Below are 17,630 nucleotides of genomic sequence, written 5' to 3'. Positions count from 1 at the left end.
TTGAGAATCAAGTAAAATATTGCTTAAATTAATGATAATTCGGAATTTCTGTGTCCTGTCGCCTCTGAATTCAGGGTGACCTCATTTCTGGTATACTTGCCATTATAGCGATACAAGGTGGGGAGTCAATAGTAACATAAATGGTCTGTGGATAGAGACTTTCCTTGACTAAAAATGAAAAATATTTCTGAAAAATTAAATCCAAAGCAAAAAGAGGCGGTTGAAACGATTGACGGGCCGGTTTTGATAGTGGCCGGAGCCGGAGCCGGAAAAACCAAAACCCTGACTTGGAGAATTCTCCATCTTATAAAAAGCGGGGTGGATCCGGAAAAAATTCTGGCAATTACTTTTACCAATAAAGCCGCGCGGGAAATGAGAGATAGAGTTTTTGAACTCCTTAAACAAGGAGGGGTTGAGATTCATAATGGTAAAGGTCCGTTCCTCGGAACATTCCATGCATTGGGTGTAAAAATAATAAAAGAAAATTCAAAAATCTTCGGCCTAAACAGGTATTTTAAAATTTTTGACCGCGAAGACTCAAAAAAAGCTATAAAAGAGTCTTTGAAAAACCTTGGAAAAAAAAGTGATTTGTCTCCCGGCGCAATTTTAAGTTTAATCTCAAAACAAAAGGGCGAACTCAAGACTCCGGAAGATTTTGAAGAATTTTCGTTTGAAGATTCTGGGTTTTCATACCTACCAAAAGAAGTTGTTCACGTTTGGCGAGAGTATGAAAAAATTCTAAAAAGAGAGAGGGCCTTGGATTTTGACGATTTACTTCTAAAGTGTGAGTTTTTGTTGAGAAAAGACGAAATCCTTAAAAAATATCATGACCTTTGGCACTACATACACATTGATGAATACCAAGACACCAACAAAGCTCAGTATGAAATTGCCAAACGACTGGCAAAAGACAAGCGAAATATCTGCGTGGTCGGCGACCACGACCAGTGTGTTTACAGCTTCAGAGGTGCCAGATTCAAAAACCTAATTGATTTTGAAAAAGACTACCCGGAAGCAAAGATGATTTTTTTGGAAGAGAATTATCGATCAAGTCAAAACATTCTAAATGCCGCTAACGAAGTCATAAAAAAGAACACACTCCGGCCGGAAAAAAATTTATTCACCAGAAACGAAATAGGGGATAAACTTTCACTCATAGAAGCGGAAAATGAGATTGATGAAGCTGCAAAAATCGCCACGCTAGTCAAAGACCTTATTCAAGGCGGTGTTTCGGCAAAAGAAATCGCCGTGCTCTACCGAGCCAACTTTCAATCGCGGGCTTTAGAAGAGGTCTTTATGGGGGAGGGCCTGCCATACCAAGTTATTGGCATCAAATTTTTTGAAAGAAAAGAAATAAAAGACATCGTCTCATATCTAAGAGCGGCATTGGACTGGGAAAGCTTCTCGGATATTAAAAGAATAATAAATGTACCGCCAAGGGGCTTAGGGAAAACCTCTCTTCTGAAAATTTTTGCCGGAAAAGAAAGCGAGCTGAACATCGGAATTAAAATAAAAATTAAAAAATTTAGAGATTTTTTGCTGGAAATAAAAAAGGAGTCAGAGACAAAATATCCATCTGAATTAATCAGGTTTGTCTTGGAAAAAAGCGGGTTGAAAAATCATCTGGAGAAAGGTGGAGTTGAAGACATAGAACGCTTAGAGAACATCCTTGAGCTTGTGAATTTCGCCGGCAGATATTCTTACGGAAATCCCAGTGAATCATTGAGCAAATTTTTAGACGATGTTTCGCTCGCCACCGACGAAGATTCACCGGAAAAACCTCAAGAAAATTTGAAACTCATGACAGCGCATGCCGCCAAAGGTTTGGAGTTTGATTATGTCTTTATTAGTGGCCTTGAAGAAAATTTATTTCCTTATGAACGCCCAAATATGAGAGCGGAAGAAAAAGAAGAAGAAAGGCGTCTGTTTTATGTCGCCCTGACGCGAGCCAGAAAAAAGGTTTTTCTTTCTTACGCGGGTCGGCGGGGAATTTTTGGCAACAATGTCTATAACCTGCCTTCATCCTTCATCGCCGACATTCCGGGCGAATTGATAGAATTTTACAACCGGTCTTCAAACTTCATAAACATCGAATTTTAAAGTAAAAAAATGAGAATTAAAGCCAAAAAAACTCTCGGTCAAAATTTCTTGAGAAACAGGAAAATTTTGAAAACAATGAGAGAGGCGGCAGAAATCTTGCCAGACGATTTGGTGGTAGAAGTCGGGCCAGGAGAAGGATTGTTGACTGAAGAATTGTTAAAACAGGGGAGTAGAGTTATCACGATCGAAAAAGACGATCGTTTTATCCCGTTTCTAAAAGAAAAATTCGGGGCTGAAATTTCTAGCGGAAAACTTACAATAATTCATGGTGACATTTTAGAAATAGACCAAAGTACTTACATTAAAAATAGCTACAAATTGGTAGCTAATTTACCATACTACATAACTGGAAAGTTTTTACGAAAGTTTTTACAAAGCGACAACCAGCCAGCGGCCATGGTCTTAATGCTCCAAAAAGAAGTCGCCAAAAGAATAGTAGCCCAAGATAAAAAAGAAAGTTTATTGTCCATAAGCGTTAAAACCTTTGGTAATCCGAAATACATCCAAACAGTCCGAGCCAAAGAATTCAGTCCAGCGCCAAAAGTAGATTCGGGGATTATCGCCATAAAGAATATCAGCCGTGATTTTTTCCGGAAAAACCAAATCGCGGAAGAAAAATTTTTTGAGATTATAAAAGTCGGCTTCGCCGAGAAAAGAAAAATTTTACAGAAGAAGTTCCTGATTTTCGCGCCAAAAGAAAAATTAGAAGAGGTTTACAAAAAATGTAATATCACCGAGAAAAGCCGAGCCGAAAATTTGACTCTGGAAAATTGGGGTTGTTTGGCGAAAAATTTTAATTAGAAAAACTATTGGCTAGCGCCGACTCCGGCCGGACGAGGCTGAACTTTAAACATTGTCGGGATTGGATAGCAACCGGTATTGGAAGTCATCATGCAAGATCCGCCGGAATTAACATTCCCCAAAACCCACCGGCCTGAAGAAACAGGACCGTAAACCGGGTGCAAGTCAGTTGACTCTCTTACCAAATACGGCCCAGACCAGCTTCCGGGAACGGGTGTTAAATAAAAAAGCTTAGTCTCGTCGCAGGTGCAGTCCATAACGCTTGCGACCCTCCCACCAAAGCCAGGTAAACTACTAAAAAACGGCTGCCTCGTAAAATTCCATTCGCTCTCGGCTAAAAGTCCAGCGCCAATTTCCCATTGGCTGAAAATTGGGGGCGGAATAAGATTCTGTTGTCCATCATCCGTCTCCCAAGATTGGTCTGTGTTCCATTGTTCCCAAAAAAGATAGAGCGGGTGCTCCGGATCGTCATATTCATATTCCGAAAATTTGTTGAATTTTTCTTCACATGATTCGTAATAACTGGAATAGTTTCTCCATCCCGTATCCGGATTTTGTAGCGGAGTATTAATGACACTGGAAGAGTAGTGAAGAGTGATGTCGTGGCAAGGGTTGTGAATATCATCTAACGGCCCCTCATATTCACTCATGAATTTTGCCCAAGAATTAAGCATGCCGGAAGCCCCCCTTGCCCAACCATCAAAAGTCAGAGGTGCCTGCTTGTCGGGGTTTTCTTTCCAATAAAGCCAAGTCAGCCAAAGCGGGTGAAAATCATCGTTTCTTTCAAAGCCCCATTTTTCCCAACTTCTAAAAGCTGAAACACAAACGCTAATCCTGCTATCAGTCAACTCTCCGTACGCCGAAACTATTTCCCGGCAGTTTTCGGCCTGCAAAAGCAAAAAAGAAAAGTGATTTGAAGCGTTTGCCAAGCCAAGGTTAAACCAACCCAGTTTCTGCGACAAGAAAACGATTCCCGGTTTAAAATCTTTTTGCGAAAAGCCCAAACCAAACCCGCCAAAAATTAAAAGGAAGAAAATAAAAACGGCCAAAAAGTATTTGTAAATCTTCAATTTTTTTTCTTTAAAAAACATTTCGCCTATTATACAACAAGGTAGAGAAAATAATCCACACAGCTGAAAAACAAAATGAATTCCGGCTTTTATTTGATATAATACTTTTAAGTTTTATGCCTAGAAAATCAATCATAACCATAATCGGAGCGATAGTTTTTTCCCTAGTGATAATTGTCACGGCAGCGAGCGTTGAATTGGGCGCCGAGCGCGAACTAGTTTATAAGTCCGACCAGCCGATTATAAGAACCGAGTCCCCAAACAATTCTTTGGCTATGTGGGAAAAAGAAATCTTGGAAAGACGGCAAATGATTATTCCCAGAGTCAGCGGCGCCTATGCGGATGAGTTGGCAAAAGGAGTCTTAGAAGAATACTTCCAAGCCCAGAAAAACAAAGAAAGGATAGATGAGGAAGAAGTAATAAAAAAAATATTTGACAAAAACCCCATTGATCAGGAAATTTTAAGAAAATCAGCGACGGAATACAGAATTTCGGATCTGAAAATCAGCGCTAGAAACAGCAAAGAAGATCTGCGTCTTTACGGAAACAAGATTGGCGAAATCTCCCAAAAATACTCTTTTTCCGCAAATGTTCCTAACCCAAACGACGTTTTGGCCAAAGCTATGCAGTTAAACAGTCCGGCTGAATTAAAACAACTTGAGCTGGTAATAAAAAATTACGACAATTTAATCTCCGAATATCTGAAACTTGAAACACCTGCGGAAATCGCTTCCTCGCATCTTGAAATGATAAATGCCTTAAATGGAGTCAGAATCAGCATTCAGAATTTTGAAACTGTTTTGTCAGACCCGGTTGATGGAATATTTATTATCAGTAATTACGCCGGATATGGTTCTGATTTACGCGAGGCACTTTCAAAAATCAGCGAATATTTGAAGAAAAACGATGTTTATTTCTCTCCAAACGACCCGGGCTACGTGATTGAAAAAGTTCTGAATATTTAAATTTATAAATTTTTATTAAATGAATTTCCTGAAAACCAAAGCTGAAAAAAACTTCTTATTCTGCTCGGCGATGTTTTTGGCGATGTTTTGCACGCTCGCCCCAATCCAAGCCAAAGCTCAACCACACGTTCCAATTGACGCTCTACAAGGAACTTTTCTAAACACCTACGGAATGAACACTGCGATTGCCACTGGCGCCAACACTGCAAAAGAAGTCGGCCAAGTACCAGGAATTTATCCCCTAAGTCCGGGAGTGGCCGCTTCACTCGCTCCGACAAGCCACGATTTCATCGCCCGACAGATTTCAAGCGGAATTTTAGGCATGGTAACAAGCAATATAATCAAGTGGGTGGATTCTGGATTTGCTGGTGGGTCGGCATTTGTTACCGATCCAAATAATTTCTTTTTAGGCGTTGCCGATTCTGTTGCTGGTGGGTTTATAAACAGCGCCGGCTTAGAGAGTTTCCTCTGCAGTCCGTTCAAAACTCCCGAGTTCGGCTTTGATTTAAGAGGCCTCTTGAATTTCAAATATAATAACCAATTTGAGTCGAGTAGATCGCGGTGGTCCTGCACCCTCTCCGGCGCGCTCCAAAATGCGGAAAGTTACGCTAATTTTACAAAGCCCGGTGGTTTTTCAGTCGGCGGATGGGATGGTTGGTTTCAGATTATCCAACCGCAAAACAATCCTTACGGAGCTTATTCGGCAACTGAAGCCGAGCTTAATTCCAGAATCGCAGGCGCCCAAAACACAGAGCTTATGAAATTAAACTGGGGCGACGGATTTTTCTCTTTGACCGATGATATCGGGAATATAATTACGCCAGGCAAAACAATTGCCAACAGTTTAGATACCGCCCTTGGAACGGAACTGCGGGAACTTGAAACAGCTGACAGTTTTGACCGTATTCTACAATCTCTTTCGAGCCAACTCATCACCGGCGCTTTAAGTAGCGGCGGATTAAAGGGGGCAGCGCAGGCCAGAGCTGACGAAAAAGTACCGACCCGCCAATACGCTCCCTTAACTCCTGAAAATTTGAAAGTTCTCGACACGACATGGACAACAGTTCGTCTTGGTTGGGATCCAGCAGTCGGACAAATCGGATCAATAAACTATCGGGTATGGAGGAATGACGTCTCTGTCGTAACTACAACAGAGACGGTATTTACAGATGTCGGCTTGTTTCCCAATACAGAATATACTTACCAGGTATCCGCGTTTAACGATCTTGAGCAAGAATCTGGTCGGTCAATGAGTGTCGCCACATCAACCCTGCCGCTATGAAAAACTTAACGGGCATTAACAAAAAACAAAAATTTCTGTTTCTCTCAACTCTAATAGTTTTCTTATTTTTTTCGGCTGTTTTTCCGTTACCGTTTATTGAAACAAAATCTTCTGAAGCTCAAATTGTGCCGCTTCCCGGCGCAGATATAGCTATTCGTGGAATTATCCAAGGAGGTCAAATGGTAGCTGAAAAACCTAAAGAATTCGCTGAAGGTTTTGCAGAAGGCATAGCTTCTTGGATTGGTAAATTTATAATCATGCTTGCCGGTTGGGTTCTTGGCTTGGCTGGACTATTGTTAAACTACACTCTTGATTATACGATCGTGGAAATGGCTCAAAGGGTTAGAGACCTGCCGGTCATAACAGATGCCTGGGGGACTTTCCGAGACCTCGCCAATATTTTCTTTATCTTCATCATCCTATACATCGCCATAATGACCATTTTGCGGATGGATACCGCTACCACCAAAAAACTCTTGGTTCATGTCATAATCATCGCTCTACTAATAAATTTCAGTTTGTTTTTCACAAAAGCTCTTATAGATGCCTCAAATATTGTGGCAACAAGTTTCTATAATCAAATAGAAGAGGTGGGGGTCTCAAGCACCGGAAAAGATTTAGGCCTCTCCGGAGCATTTATGAGACAACTCGGACTTGAAAGTGCTTTTAATTTAGCGGGAGCAGAAAAATTACTAAGCACTGTCAACGGCCCCTTAAACATTCTTCTGGTAGCAATTTTAAGTTTTTTCCTTTTTATGGTGGTAGCTTTTGTTTTTGCCGCCGCAGCAATTCTTTTAACAATAAGGTTTGTGGTCTTAATATTCCTGATGATTCTTTCACCTCTAGCTTTTGCCGCTATGGCTTTACCGAAGGACGATTGGTCAAAAAAATGGTGGGATGCACTTATCTCTCAAGCGATCTTTGCTCCAATTTTTCTAGCTTTGATCTGGGTAACAATACTAGTACTAAATGGATTGACAAACGGTGGAACAAATTTGGGAGAATCTCTCACCCGCATAATACCAGACGGATTAAGTGGTTCTAATAAGGAAGGGTTCGTGGAGGGTCTTTTGAAAGACAAAATGGCGATAATCTTCAATTTTATAGTGGTTATAGGAATGGCAGCATTCTCAATCGTCGCCGCGAAATTAATCGGGGTTCAGGGTGGAGAAAAAGCGGTGAAATGGGCAAGCAACAGCGCCAAAAGAATGGGGTCAGCTCCGGCAAGACAAACCGTCGGCAGATTGGCTGCAGGGGCTGACAGAGCGCTCGGTGGTACGAGATTCGGACAAACAGCTGTTGGTTCTATGTTAAGAGCCCCGCTTACGGGACTTTCAAAGAGCAAGTTTGGTGGTAAAGGCCCAAGTGGCGCGGACTTTCAAAAAGCAAGAGATAAACGAAGGGATGCTTTTGCAAAAATTGAAGTAGAAAAAGCAAAAAAGGCTGGGGAAAAGGCTGAACAAGAAGTAGTGGAGCAGAGAAGCCAGAGAATGGCCACGGTTGAGGCATCGCCAGACAAAGGTAAGGCAGGAAGAATCGGCCGCACATACCAAGCAGAATTAGACAGAATAGAGCAGGAAAAAATAGATACAGTAGCTGTCGGAGCGGGAACCCAAGAAGAAGCGGAAGAAGAAGCAAAACGACAGATAATTGAAGCTAGAAAGAAATATTTACAGGAAATGAAAAAACTTAGAGAAAGATACAAACAAAGGAATACAAACGCCCAAATCAAAGGAGCGCAAGTGAAAAAAGCTGTAATGGAGCAAAGAGCCGAAGAACTTGAGAGACCGAGAGGGGTTTTAAGACAAACCTTCTCATTTTCAAACAAAGAACAAAGAATAGCGGCAGCTAAAGCTATTCGGACAGGTAAAGCTCCTGGCCAAAATATTGAAAGCGTTATAAGAGATATCTTAGATGAGGAAAAAGGGGGGAAAGACAAAGGGTCAGACAAAGACAAAAAATAAATTTGTTGATTAAAAATAAAAAATAAAATGGATGATTTAAAGCAATTAATAAAAGAAAATTATCAAAACTTACCTGACGACCTTAAACAAACAATCGCTAACCCTGAATTGAGGGGTAAGTTCCGAGCAATCGCCACCGCCAACGGCTTAAGTGAAGACCAACTGGAAGCGCTAAAAAACGAAACCTACTTTGTGCTTTTGGGTTTAGAAAATTTAAGCGACTACGGTGGTAACATTCAAAAACAATTAGGTATTAGTTTTGGCCAAGCATCTTTGATTTCAACCGATGTCTATAAAAACATTTTTCGTCCGGTGGAAACAACTTTGGAAGCTATAGAAGAAGCGATTGAAGAAAACGAAAAAGGAATGACGGAAACTGGTCTCGGCGAAAAAGAAAACCAGAAACCGCAAGAGAAAAATTACACTCCAAATTTATCCGCCGGCCTAAACGAAAGATCTGAAAGAGTGGCACGAAGAGAGCCAGAAACATATATACCGCCCCAGACAGCAGTAAAAAAACCAGAACCAAACGACTCTTTAAAAAGAATCAGAGAGGAATTGTCTAAAGTGCCGGAAATAAAAAATGATAAAGCGCCGGTCTTTAACTCGGCAATAAAAGAAAATCCACCCATAAACAATACAAAAAGATATGGGATTGAACCGGCAAAAGATTTAGGCGCAAACGACTTTGACTGGAAAGGAAATGTCGGGGGTGTAGAAATAGAAAATCAGTACGAGGAAGAAGATGATGAAGAGAATTTGGACAAAAGCCGAATTTTGGAAGAAATAGAACATCCACCAGCTTACGGACAGAAAACAGCATTTGAACGGCAGATTACAGGCGAATCAAGACAAACTGATTTCCGACCAGAGCCAAGACCTTCTGCTCCGGAAAATTTGCCGACCGGCAACAATGATTTATCGTTTGCAAAAAGCCAAGAAGAAATAGAAAAATCCAGAAAAGAAAGATATCACAGCACCGACCCGTATCGTGAACCTCTCGAATAGGATTTAGGGTCTAGGGTATAGCCAATAGGGAAATGCAATCTTATAAAGACCTGATTGTTTGGCAAAAAAATTTCGAACTTGTTAAGTCTGTCTATAACCTGACCAAACAATTTCCAAGAGAGGAATTATACGGGCTGGTTTCACAAATGCGTCGGTCGGCAGTTTCCATTCCGTCTAACCTTGCAGAAGCTTGCAGAAGGTTATAGTAGGAAATCAAGACAAGAATATATTCAATTCGTAAGAGTTGCTTTTGGTTCTGGGGCAGAATTAGAAACTCAACTTTTATTAGTTATAGACCTGAAACTGGCTAACAAAAACGAAACCGAAAAAGTGTATAATTAATTAGTGGAAGTAATGAAGATGTTAAACAAACTTCTTTCTTCCCTAAACCCTAGCTTATGCGTTTTCAAGTCCCACAATTTATAGAAGTAGAGGACAAAATTATCGGCCCTTTTACTTTAAAGCAGTTTATTTATCTTGCCGGAACAGCTGGAATTATAATCGTGCTATATAATGTCTTGCCGCGTTTTTTAGCTCTTTTACTTATCCTACCAATTGGTGCTTTGGGTCTAGCGTTGGCATTTTGGAAAATCAATAACAAACCATTCATTGAAATTCTTGAGGCAGCTTTTAAATACTTGCTCTCCGGCAAACTTTATATTTGGAGAAAAGAAGAAAAAGAAGAGATAGTAATAAAAGATGCGAAACAAACAGAAAAAATGCCGGATGAGTTTGTTCCACGACTGACCGGCTCAAAACTCAAAGACTTAACTTGGAAATTAGATGTGAAAGAACAGGGAGAAGAAATCAGGAGATACAAAGACAGCAAGGTGTCAGAAAAAATCGGGTAAAAAAATGATAGAATGTTTTATACGGTCTTTCAGTTAAAAAACTGAAATATAATTTTTAATAAAATGGCAATTTCTGCTAAAGCAACACAAGAGTTTGTTCCAATAAAAGAAATAAGGAACGGAATCATAACCCTAAAAGATGGGAGTTTGAGAGCGATTTTGATGGTTTCTTCCACAAACTTTGCCTTAAAATCCGAGGAGGAAAGAAAAGCAATAATTTTTCAGTTTCAAAACCTTCTGAACTCTTTAGATTTCTCGGTACAGATTGTAGTGCAATCAAGACGGCTCGACATTAGACCATACCTTGCTCTCTTAGAAGAAAGAGAGAAGGCACAAAAAAGCGATTTGATGAAAATTCAGGTCAGAGAATATATTGGTTTTATAAAAGCTTTCACCGAAAACACCAATATAATGACAAAACATTTTTTCATAGTAATACCTTACACCCCATCAATAATTAAAAGGGGTAAAGGAGGCGGAATTTCTTTAGCCAACTTTCGAAGAAAAGAAAAAAACGTAGACAAGAAAGAAAGTGAGGGTGATGTTTTTGAAGAAAACTTAACTCAATTAGAGCAGAGAATTTCAGTTTTAGAACAAGGTCTTATAAGTTTTGGTTTGAGAACCGTAGTTTTAAGGACAGAGGAAGTTGTTGAACTCTTTTACAAAACTTTCAATCCTGGGGAGCTTGAAAAAGCTATTAAGCTTGAAGAATAAAAATGGGAATTTTAAGCATATTTAAAAAGAAAAACAAAGAGAAAGGAGGTGGGGATGAGGAGATCTTAAAATTGCCCCAAGAGCTTTACCAGGCGAGCGTCTTGGAGCTTAAAGACGTCATCGCGCCAAGCGCTCTAAAAGTCAGTCCTCGAGAACTGAATCTCGGCAATAAAATCGCCAGAACATATTTTGTAATTTCTTACCCGAGATACCTAGCGGAAGGTTGGTTTTCACCGATTATAAACCTGGATAAAATTTACGATGTTTCAATTTTTGTTCACCCAATAGACACCGCAAGAATCCTCAAACAATTTCAAAAAAAAGTCGCCGAAGTTCAAAGCCAGATACATGGCCGAGAGGAAAAGGGAATGGTTAGAGACCCAATGCTTGATACTGCCTACCAAGACTTGGAAAATCTTCGAGACCAACTTCAGCAGGCCCAAGAAAAAATTTTTGATGTCGGACTATACATTTCAATCTATGCAGATAATGAGAAGGAGTTAGACAAAATAGAAACAGAAATAAAATCAGTTTTGGAAGCCCAACTGGTATATGTCAAACCCGCGCTCTTCCAGCAAGAACAAGGTTTCAAAAGCGTTGTCCCAATCGGCACAGACCTTTTAGAAGTCCATTCAAAATTAAACTCTTCACCTCTCTCCAGTGTTTTTCCTTTTATTTCCTTTGACTTAACGTCTGACAGAGGAATTCTTTACGGAATAAACCGGCACAACTCAAGCTTGGTTCTTTTTGACAGATTTTCTCTGGAAAATTATAACTCGGTTGTTTTTGCCAAATCCGGTTCCGGCAAAAGTTACGCAACAAAATTGGAAATCTTAAGAACTTTAATGTTTGATGCCGATGTTATGGTTATTGATCCGGAGAGGGAATATGAATACATGGCCGACGCTATCGGAGGGCGCTATTTCAAAATTTCTTTAACTTCCGAGCACCACATAAACCCCTTTGACCTGCCAATAGCCGGCGAGGATGAATCAAATGCCGACGTTCTGCGTTCACACATTATAAATTTAGTCGGCTTGTTCCGTCTGATGCTCGGCGGTCTAACACCGGAAGAAGACGCAATCATCGACCGCGCCATCACAGAAACTTACGCCTTAAGAGACATCACACCGGAATCCAATTTTTCAAACGTAGAAGCGCCATTGCTTTCAGATTTTGAAATGGTTTTAAAGGGAATGAGTGGCGCAGAATCTTTGGCCCAAAGACTGACCAAATACACAGTTGGTACTTGGTCTGGTTTTATAAATCAGCCGACCAATATAGATATCAACAATAAATTTGTGGTCTTCTCCTTAAGAGATATGGAGGATGAGCTCAAGCCGGTGGCTATGTACATCGTAATGCACTACATTTGGAACGCTATCAGAAAAGAGCTGAAGAAACGGTTATTGGTCATTGACGAAGCGTGGTGGATGATGAAGTCTGAAGATACCGCTTCATTCCTTTTGAGCTTAGCCAAAAGAGGCCGAAAATACTATCTTGGTCTTTCAACAATCACTCAAGACGTTGATGACTTCTTAAGGTCACCTTACGGTTTACCGATTATCACCAATTCTTCAATTCAAATTTTGTTAAAACAATCGCCGACGGTTATAGAGAAGCTCCAGAAGGTTTTTAATCTAACCGACGAAGAAAAGTTTTTGCTTTTGGAATCTGGTGTCGGAGAGGGAATTTTCTTTGCCGGACTAAAGCACGTAGCTATAAAAATCATCGCCTCTTACACCGAAGACCAAATTATCACTTCCGACCCATCGCAAATTCTGGCCATCAAAAAAGCCAAGCAAGAATTGGAAGAGAAGGAGAGTGAAAAATAAAAATGCCCGACAAAACACCAAAGCCAAATCTTAAAAAACCAACAGCAGTTTCGGGCTCGGAAGACGAGAGCCAGAAAATTGGGCTTGGCTCAATTTATCTCATGATTGGCACCGCATTGTTTTTTGATCTAATTATTTTTTTAATCAATTTAATTCCCGTCATCGGCCAGATCATAAGCATTGTCATAGGTGGAATGGCTTATATTGTGTTTTTCCTGTGGTTTATGATGAAGGGAGTGAAATTAATGACTGGAAAAAGAATCGCCGCGATGGGAAGTGGTCTTGTCATATCCCTGATCCCACTTGTAAACATGTTACCAGCTATAACCGGCTCGGTTGCTATAACAATTTGGACAACTAAAAAGAGTAAGTCTGGAATGAGCTCGATCGCCAAATTATGATAAAATTTAACATATGAAATTTGAAACAGTCGAAACCGTAAAAAAAACTTATTTCTTGTTTACATTTCTTATTTTCTTATTTTCGCCATCACTTTTAAGTGCCCAAATGCCGATTCTTGATGAGTTTCTTGTTTTGAATCTAAAACCAGCCAATCCAGCGCCATTGGAAACAGTGCTCGCCAGCGTCGAGATGAATCTCACAGACTTAAAGCGAGCTAACATTTCATGGTTCCTGAACGGCGAATTGGCAAAAAGTGGTATCGGCGAAACGGAATTTGAATTTGAATCAGGCCAGCTGGGAGAATTAACCCGCCTTGTCTTAGAATTAACAACTCTTAGTGGACAGGAGTTCAGAAGGGAAGTAAGTATGAGATCGGCCGAAGTTGATTTGATTTGGAACGCCGAAACCTACACCCCGCCGTTTTACAAAGGTCGAGCAATTTTCACCGACAGAAGTGAGGTGTCAATATCAGCTCTTCCCATATTTTTAAACAGTAGTGGCCAAAGAATTAATCCTCAAAATTTATTTTTCCGATGGTATAGAGACAACACTTTATTGCAAAGAGATTCTGGATTAGGAAAAGATAAAATCACCATCAGTACCGGCCCGATAACAAGACCTTTAAACATAAAGGTCGAGGTTTCAAATTCGGACGGCTCAATCAGAGCTGAAAAATCCGCAAGGATCGTAAACTCCAACCCACGGGTTATAATTTATGAAGACAGTCCTCTATACGGACTTATGCTGAACAGGGCGGTTCTGGGTTTTGAATTAAAAGATAGAGAAATTACTCTGTCTGCTGTGCCATATTTTTTTTCAGCATCGCTCAAGAACAGTAATGATTTGGAATATTCTTGGCGCCAAGCAGGGCAATCCGCCGGAAACAGGAGTTCTTTAACTTTACGAAAAGAAGGACAAATTACCGGCCAAGCTGAAATTTCTTTAAGTGTAAGACATAAAAATAAACTTCTGCAGACTGGGCAATCAGAAATTATTTTAAATCTAACCGAATAGTTTTTTAGTATGAAGAAAAATAAAAATCTGATAATTCTAATACTCGTTCTTTCTGTTTTAAGCGCTCTGCCTTTATTCGCCACAGCGCAAGATACCGGGTACGTTCCACTAGCGCCAATCCCTGGCGTTACACCCAACAATGAGCCGGTTGTTCTGGCTAATTATTTAAGTGGGGCTTTTGCCTTGGCAATTGGAATTACCGGCGTTTTGGCGGTTCTCGTTATAATGATTGGTGGGATACAATACATAACCTCTGGTTCTTTTTCTGGTAAAGAAGACGGTAAAGAAAAAATCAGCAAGGCGCTAATCGGACTTTTCTTGGCTATCGCCGCTTGGATTATCCTCTATACCATTAATCCAGACCTACTTTCCCTCAAATTGAACATAACAAAACCAGAAAGCGTACAAGAAGAGGAAGAGCTGCTACCACCACCTCCATTAGAAGATCCAATTGTGGGTGGAGTAAATGATGTCTTAAAAGACACTGGTGACCCGCCGGGAAATTATAGGATATTTAGAATAGACACACGAATTCCGGGAACAAGAAACTGTGGTGGAAAGAGGACAAGTTTCGGACCGTTTGAGGATACGTTTGAATCAAGTAAGAAGTGCTGGGATAAAATAAGAGACAATCAATGGCCAATATACGCCGGACCACCTAAATGCATTGCTTATGTCTGTGAGCGCGTTCCGGATTAATATAAATATGAAAAAAAAGAAAGTAATTTTAATTATCCTGATAGTTGTTGCCGTTTTGGCGCTTACTTTCTTTATTCTTGCTACTCGCCAAGCGCCGGGAGAAGAAAATTCGGGATTGAGCATCCGCGACTTCTTTCCTTTTGGCCGAACTTCCGAAACGCCGACTTTAAGACCAGTTACTCCGACCCAGGAAGAGGTTGGAGAAAATGAATTCAGCCCCACAGAACAAATTTTTAACTCACCACTATCTAAAATTTCTCAAAACCCAATCGCCGGATTTAATGTTTTCAGTCAAAATGGAGAAATTTTTGTTAGATTTATAGACCGCGCCACCGGCCATATTTGGGAAACAGGCTCTTATTCCGCTAATTTGATTAGAATTTCCAACACCACCTTGCCAAAAATCCAAGAAGCTGTCTGGGCCGGCACAGACACCGCCATTTTAAGATTTTTAAAAGAAGACCGGGAAACAATAGAGAGTGTCGCTTTGCAAATTCTAAGTCCCGAGTCTGAAATCGGCGGAATTATTTCCGGCTACGAATTCACAACCGAACTACAACAGGGGAGCACTGGAGTGGCGGTATTGAACTTGCAAAGAGTTTTAAACCAAGACCCAGATACCAGAGTCGCGGTCTCCGGTAGTGGCAGTCCTGGATTAGAAACCTCAATTTTCGGTCCGGCCACCAAAGCCGCGGTTGAAAGATTTCAAGAAAAATATGCAACCATAGAAGAGTCAAACGGAGTTGTCGATGAGAGGACTAGAGAAAAATTAAACGAAATAACTGGTGCCAAAAAGCCGATTGTGGTTGAAGAAGAGGGGGAAGGTCTTTACAAAACCTCTTTGACCTTCCTGCCGACAGACATAAAAAATCTTACATATTTACCCGAATCAAATAAAATTTTCTATATTTTGGAAGACAGCGAGGGGTCTGTTGGTTTTATTTCTAACCCAAACGGAACCGAGAGAGAACAAGTCTTTGAGTCTCCAGCAAAAGAATGGTCGGCTGAAGCGATTTCCGAAAATGAAATACTTCTTACAACTAAACCGTCTTTTATCTTCCCGGGTAGTGCGTATGTTTTAAACACGAACGGTGGTCTAAGAAAAATTCTTAGTGAAGTTTTCGGCTTGTCGGTTCTGGCAAGCCCCAACGGAGACCGATTTCTTTATTCCGGATTTGATAACGCCAAAATCTTCCTAAGAGTTCTCGACCTAGAAAACAAAGAGCGACCAGATTTGAATTTCCTTGAAACTTTCACCGAAAAATGTGTCTGGAGCAAGAAAAATGAAAACTTAATTTATTGCGCCACCCCGGAGTCAGTTCCGACGGGAGCCATTTACCCCGACAGCTGGCTCCAAGGATTAGTTTCTTTTGAAGACGCTTTGTGGGAAATAAATTTGGAAAAAAATAATGTATACCCAATGTTTTTATTAGAAGACGCAGACGCAACCAATCTACTGATGGATGACAATGAAGAATTCTTGTTCTTCATTAACAAAAAAGACCACTCTCTTTGGGCCTACAAATTAAACTAAAAGTTGATTGTTTAAACTTAAGTCTTGGGTCGAATAACAACCCGCCTTTCCGATTTTTCACCAATTGATTCTGTCTGAATTTCCGGGTCGGAAGAAAACAAGGAGTGGATTATCATTCTTTCATAAGCCGACATCGGTTCAAGCTCAACAGGTTTTTTACTTTTCTTTACCTCATCTGCCACGAAAATAACTTTATTTCTTATTTTCTTTGCTGACTCTTCTTGATAATTATTTATATCAAGAGTAAATCTGGTAACACCATTTTTTCGTTGGAAAATTATCCTTCTAACCAAGTGACTGAAGGCACGCAAATTCTCACCATGGTGACCAATTAAAATTCCAGACTCCTGACTTTTAACCACAAACTTCGGGCCTGAATCAGAAAGACCCTTGAAAACCTCTATTTCATCGTAATCAACTCTCATTCGACAAAGCATCTCTTCAATTACACCTTTAACCTCTAAACAATAGGCCAAGCTCTCACCTTGTTCTTCATTGTTTTTGTTTATTTCCATTTTTTTCTGATTTAATTCCGTTTGTTCTTTTTATAACAATTTCTTGGCCAATGGTAAACAAGTTGCTCGTCAGCCAGTAGAGAGCGATAGCGCCAGATAGAGTGTAGGAAATAAATATGGAAATTACCGGAAAAAAATATCGCATTTGGATATTCATACTGCGCGCTAAATCATCTTTAAACGATTGACCTATCGGCTTAGCCCCTTTCAAAGCTGGCATTGAAAGCTTCATTTGGACAAAAGTTGTTATGCCAACCAAAACCGCCAGAACCCAGCTTTTAGAAGCAATATCAAAAATTCCGATAAATACCATGTTGACAGATTCAGGAACCGGCACAAAAGAATACAAAATATTTTGCTTAATTTCCGGCAAACCGGAAGCCCAAAAAATTCGGTACAAAGCAAAAATGATTGGGAGCTGAATTAAAATTAGAAAAAAACTGGAAAACGGGTTGATACCTTTTTCTTTGTAAAGCTCTAAAATTTTGCGGGCCTGTTCTTGCCGATCTTTTTTGTACTTTTCTTTTATTGCATCTATTTCCGGTTGAAATCTTTTTACATTTTGCTGGGTTATAACCGCTTTTCTGGAAAGAGGGAACAGAATAAAACGAACAATCAAGGTTAAGACTACAACTGCCACACCGGCATCAGCCCCGATGTCCATCAAAAAAATAAGCCCGTTGTATAGGGGCTCATACATCAGAGTGTTATATAACCAAGACATCTCGGTATTTTAATCCATTTTCAGTAAAATTCCAAACTTCCGCGAGGTGACGTCTCGTTATCACATACTTGCGGACTTCGAAAGTTCGCAAGTTAGTCAATAAACTCCCAGCGGTCAGACCACTGGAGATTTTCGAATATTGAAAAGAAAAA

Annotated in this window: 18 protein-coding genes; 15 read left to right on the top strand and 3 right to left on the bottom strand. The window is 40.2% G+C overall.

Going from position 1 to position 17,630, the window contains the following annotated elements:
* The first annotated feature begins 174 nt into the window (after positions 1-174).
* A complete protein-coding gene (locus tag QY304_02910) occupies positions 175-2,100 on the top strand; it encodes a UvrD-helicase domain-containing protein (GenBank protein WKZ26319.1) in 1,926 nt (641 codons plus the stop codon).
* Positions 2,101-2,109: 9 nt separating this feature from the next.
* A complete protein-coding gene (gene rsmA, locus QY304_02905) occupies positions 2,110-2,901 on the top strand; it encodes a 16S rRNA (adenine(1518)-N(6)/adenine(1519)-N(6))-dimethyltransferase RsmA (GenBank protein WKZ26318.1) in 792 nt (263 codons plus the stop codon).
* 5 nt (positions 2,902-2,906) lie between these two features.
* Here rsmA and QY304_02900 read toward each other — a convergent pair whose 3' ends face one another.
* The gene (locus QY304_02900; GenBank protein WKZ26317.1) at positions 2,907-3,992 is read right to left on the bottom strand and encodes a hypothetical protein; all 1,086 of its coding nucleotides are present in this window, start codon (positions 3,990-3,992) and stop codon (positions 2,907-2,909) included.
* Between the two features lie 95 nt (positions 3,993-4,087).
* On the opposite strand from QY304_02900, the gene QY304_02895 reads away from it, so the two are divergent.
* From QY304_02895 to QY304_02835, 13 genes are all read left to right on the top strand, one after another.
* Positions 4,088-4,936, top strand: a complete 849-nt coding sequence (locus tag QY304_02895) for a hypothetical protein (protein WKZ26316.1) — start codon at positions 4,088-4,090, stop codon at positions 4,934-4,936.
* Positions 4,937-4,955: 19 nt separating this feature from the next.
* The gene (locus QY304_02890) at positions 4,956-6,218 is read left to right on the top strand and encodes a fibronectin type III domain-containing protein (GenBank protein ID WKZ26315.1); all 1,263 of its coding nucleotides are present in this window, start codon (positions 4,956-4,958) and stop codon (positions 6,216-6,218) included.
* Positions 6,215-8,182: a hypothetical protein gene (locus QY304_02885; protein ID WKZ26314.1), complete on the top strand. Its 1,968-nt coding sequence runs from the start codon at positions 6,215-6,217 to the stop codon at positions 8,180-8,182. Before QY304_02890 ends, QY304_02885 begins: the two co-directional genes overlap by 4 nt.
* A gap of 27 nt (positions 8,183-8,209) precedes the next feature.
* Positions 8,210-9,190 (top strand): hypothetical protein, encoded by a 981-nt coding sequence (locus QY304_02880; GenBank protein WKZ26313.1) that lies wholly within the window; start codon positions 8,210-8,212, stop codon positions 9,188-9,190.
* 32 nt (positions 9,191-9,222) lie between these two features.
* Positions 9,223-9,396 carry a four helix bundle protein gene (locus tag QY304_02875; GenBank protein ID WKZ26312.1) on the top strand — a complete coding sequence of 58 codons (174 nt, stop codon included), beginning with the start codon at positions 9,223-9,225 and terminating at the stop codon, positions 9,394-9,396.
* Positions 9,371-9,532, top strand: coding sequence for a four helix bundle protein (locus QY304_02870; protein WKZ26311.1), 162 nt, complete (start codon positions 9,371-9,373; stop codon positions 9,530-9,532). Before QY304_02875 ends, QY304_02870 begins: the two co-directional genes overlap by 26 nt.
* Before the next feature lie 56 nt (positions 9,533-9,588).
* Positions 9,589-10,041 carry a PrgI family protein gene (locus tag QY304_02865; protein ID WKZ26310.1) on the top strand — a complete coding sequence of 151 codons (453 nt, stop codon included), beginning with the start codon at positions 9,589-9,591 and terminating at the stop codon, positions 10,039-10,041.
* Positions 10,042-10,104: 63 nt separating this feature from the next.
* Positions 10,105-10,755: a hypothetical protein gene (locus tag QY304_02860; GenBank protein ID WKZ26309.1), complete on the top strand. Its 651-nt coding sequence runs from the start codon at positions 10,105-10,107 to the stop codon at positions 10,753-10,755.
* Positions 10,756-10,757: 2 nt separating this feature from the next.
* A complete protein-coding gene (locus QY304_02855; GenBank protein ID WKZ26308.1) occupies positions 10,758-12,590 on the top strand; it encodes a DUF87 domain-containing protein in 1,833 nt (610 codons plus the stop codon).
* Between the two features lie 2 nt (positions 12,591-12,592).
* On the top strand, positions 12,593-12,991 hold the full coding sequence (locus QY304_02850) for a hypothetical protein (protein WKZ26307.1): 399 nt from the start codon (positions 12,593-12,595) through the stop codon (positions 12,989-12,991).
* 13 nt (positions 12,992-13,004) lie between these two features.
* Positions 13,005-14,006, top strand: coding sequence for a hypothetical protein (locus QY304_02845; protein WKZ26306.1), 1,002 nt, complete (start codon positions 13,005-13,007; stop codon positions 14,004-14,006).
* Positions 14,007-14,015: 9 nt separating this feature from the next.
* On the top strand, positions 14,016-14,705 hold the full coding sequence (locus tag QY304_02840) for a hypothetical protein (GenBank protein WKZ26305.1): 690 nt from the start codon (positions 14,016-14,018) through the stop codon (positions 14,703-14,705).
* Between the two features lie 7 nt (positions 14,706-14,712).
* Positions 14,713-16,239 (top strand): peptidoglycan-binding domain-containing protein, encoded by a 1,527-nt coding sequence (locus QY304_02835; protein WKZ26304.1) that lies wholly within the window; start codon positions 14,713-14,715, stop codon positions 16,237-16,239.
* Positions 16,240-16,256: 17 nt separating this feature from the next.
* Here the strand turns inward: QY304_02835 and QY304_02830 are convergent, their stop codons facing one another.
* Positions 16,257-16,754, bottom strand: coding sequence for a R3H domain-containing nucleic acid-binding protein (locus tag QY304_02830; GenBank protein ID WKZ26303.1), 498 nt, complete (start codon positions 16,752-16,754; stop codon positions 16,257-16,259).
* Positions 16,732-17,478: a YidC/Oxa1 family membrane protein insertase gene (locus QY304_02825; protein WKZ26302.1), complete on the bottom strand. Its 747-nt coding sequence runs from the start codon at positions 17,476-17,478 to the stop codon at positions 16,732-16,734. The genes QY304_02830 and QY304_02825 overlap by 23 nt, the downstream gene beginning before the upstream one ends.
* Positions 17,479-17,630 lie beyond the last annotated feature (152 nt).

Source organism: Candidatus Paceibacterota bacterium, assembly GCA_030583745.1.
Lineage (GTDB): Bacteria > Patescibacteriota > Minisyncoccia > Phycocordibacterales > BOKC01 > BOKC01.
This window is presented reverse-complemented; position numbering and strand designations above follow the sequence as displayed.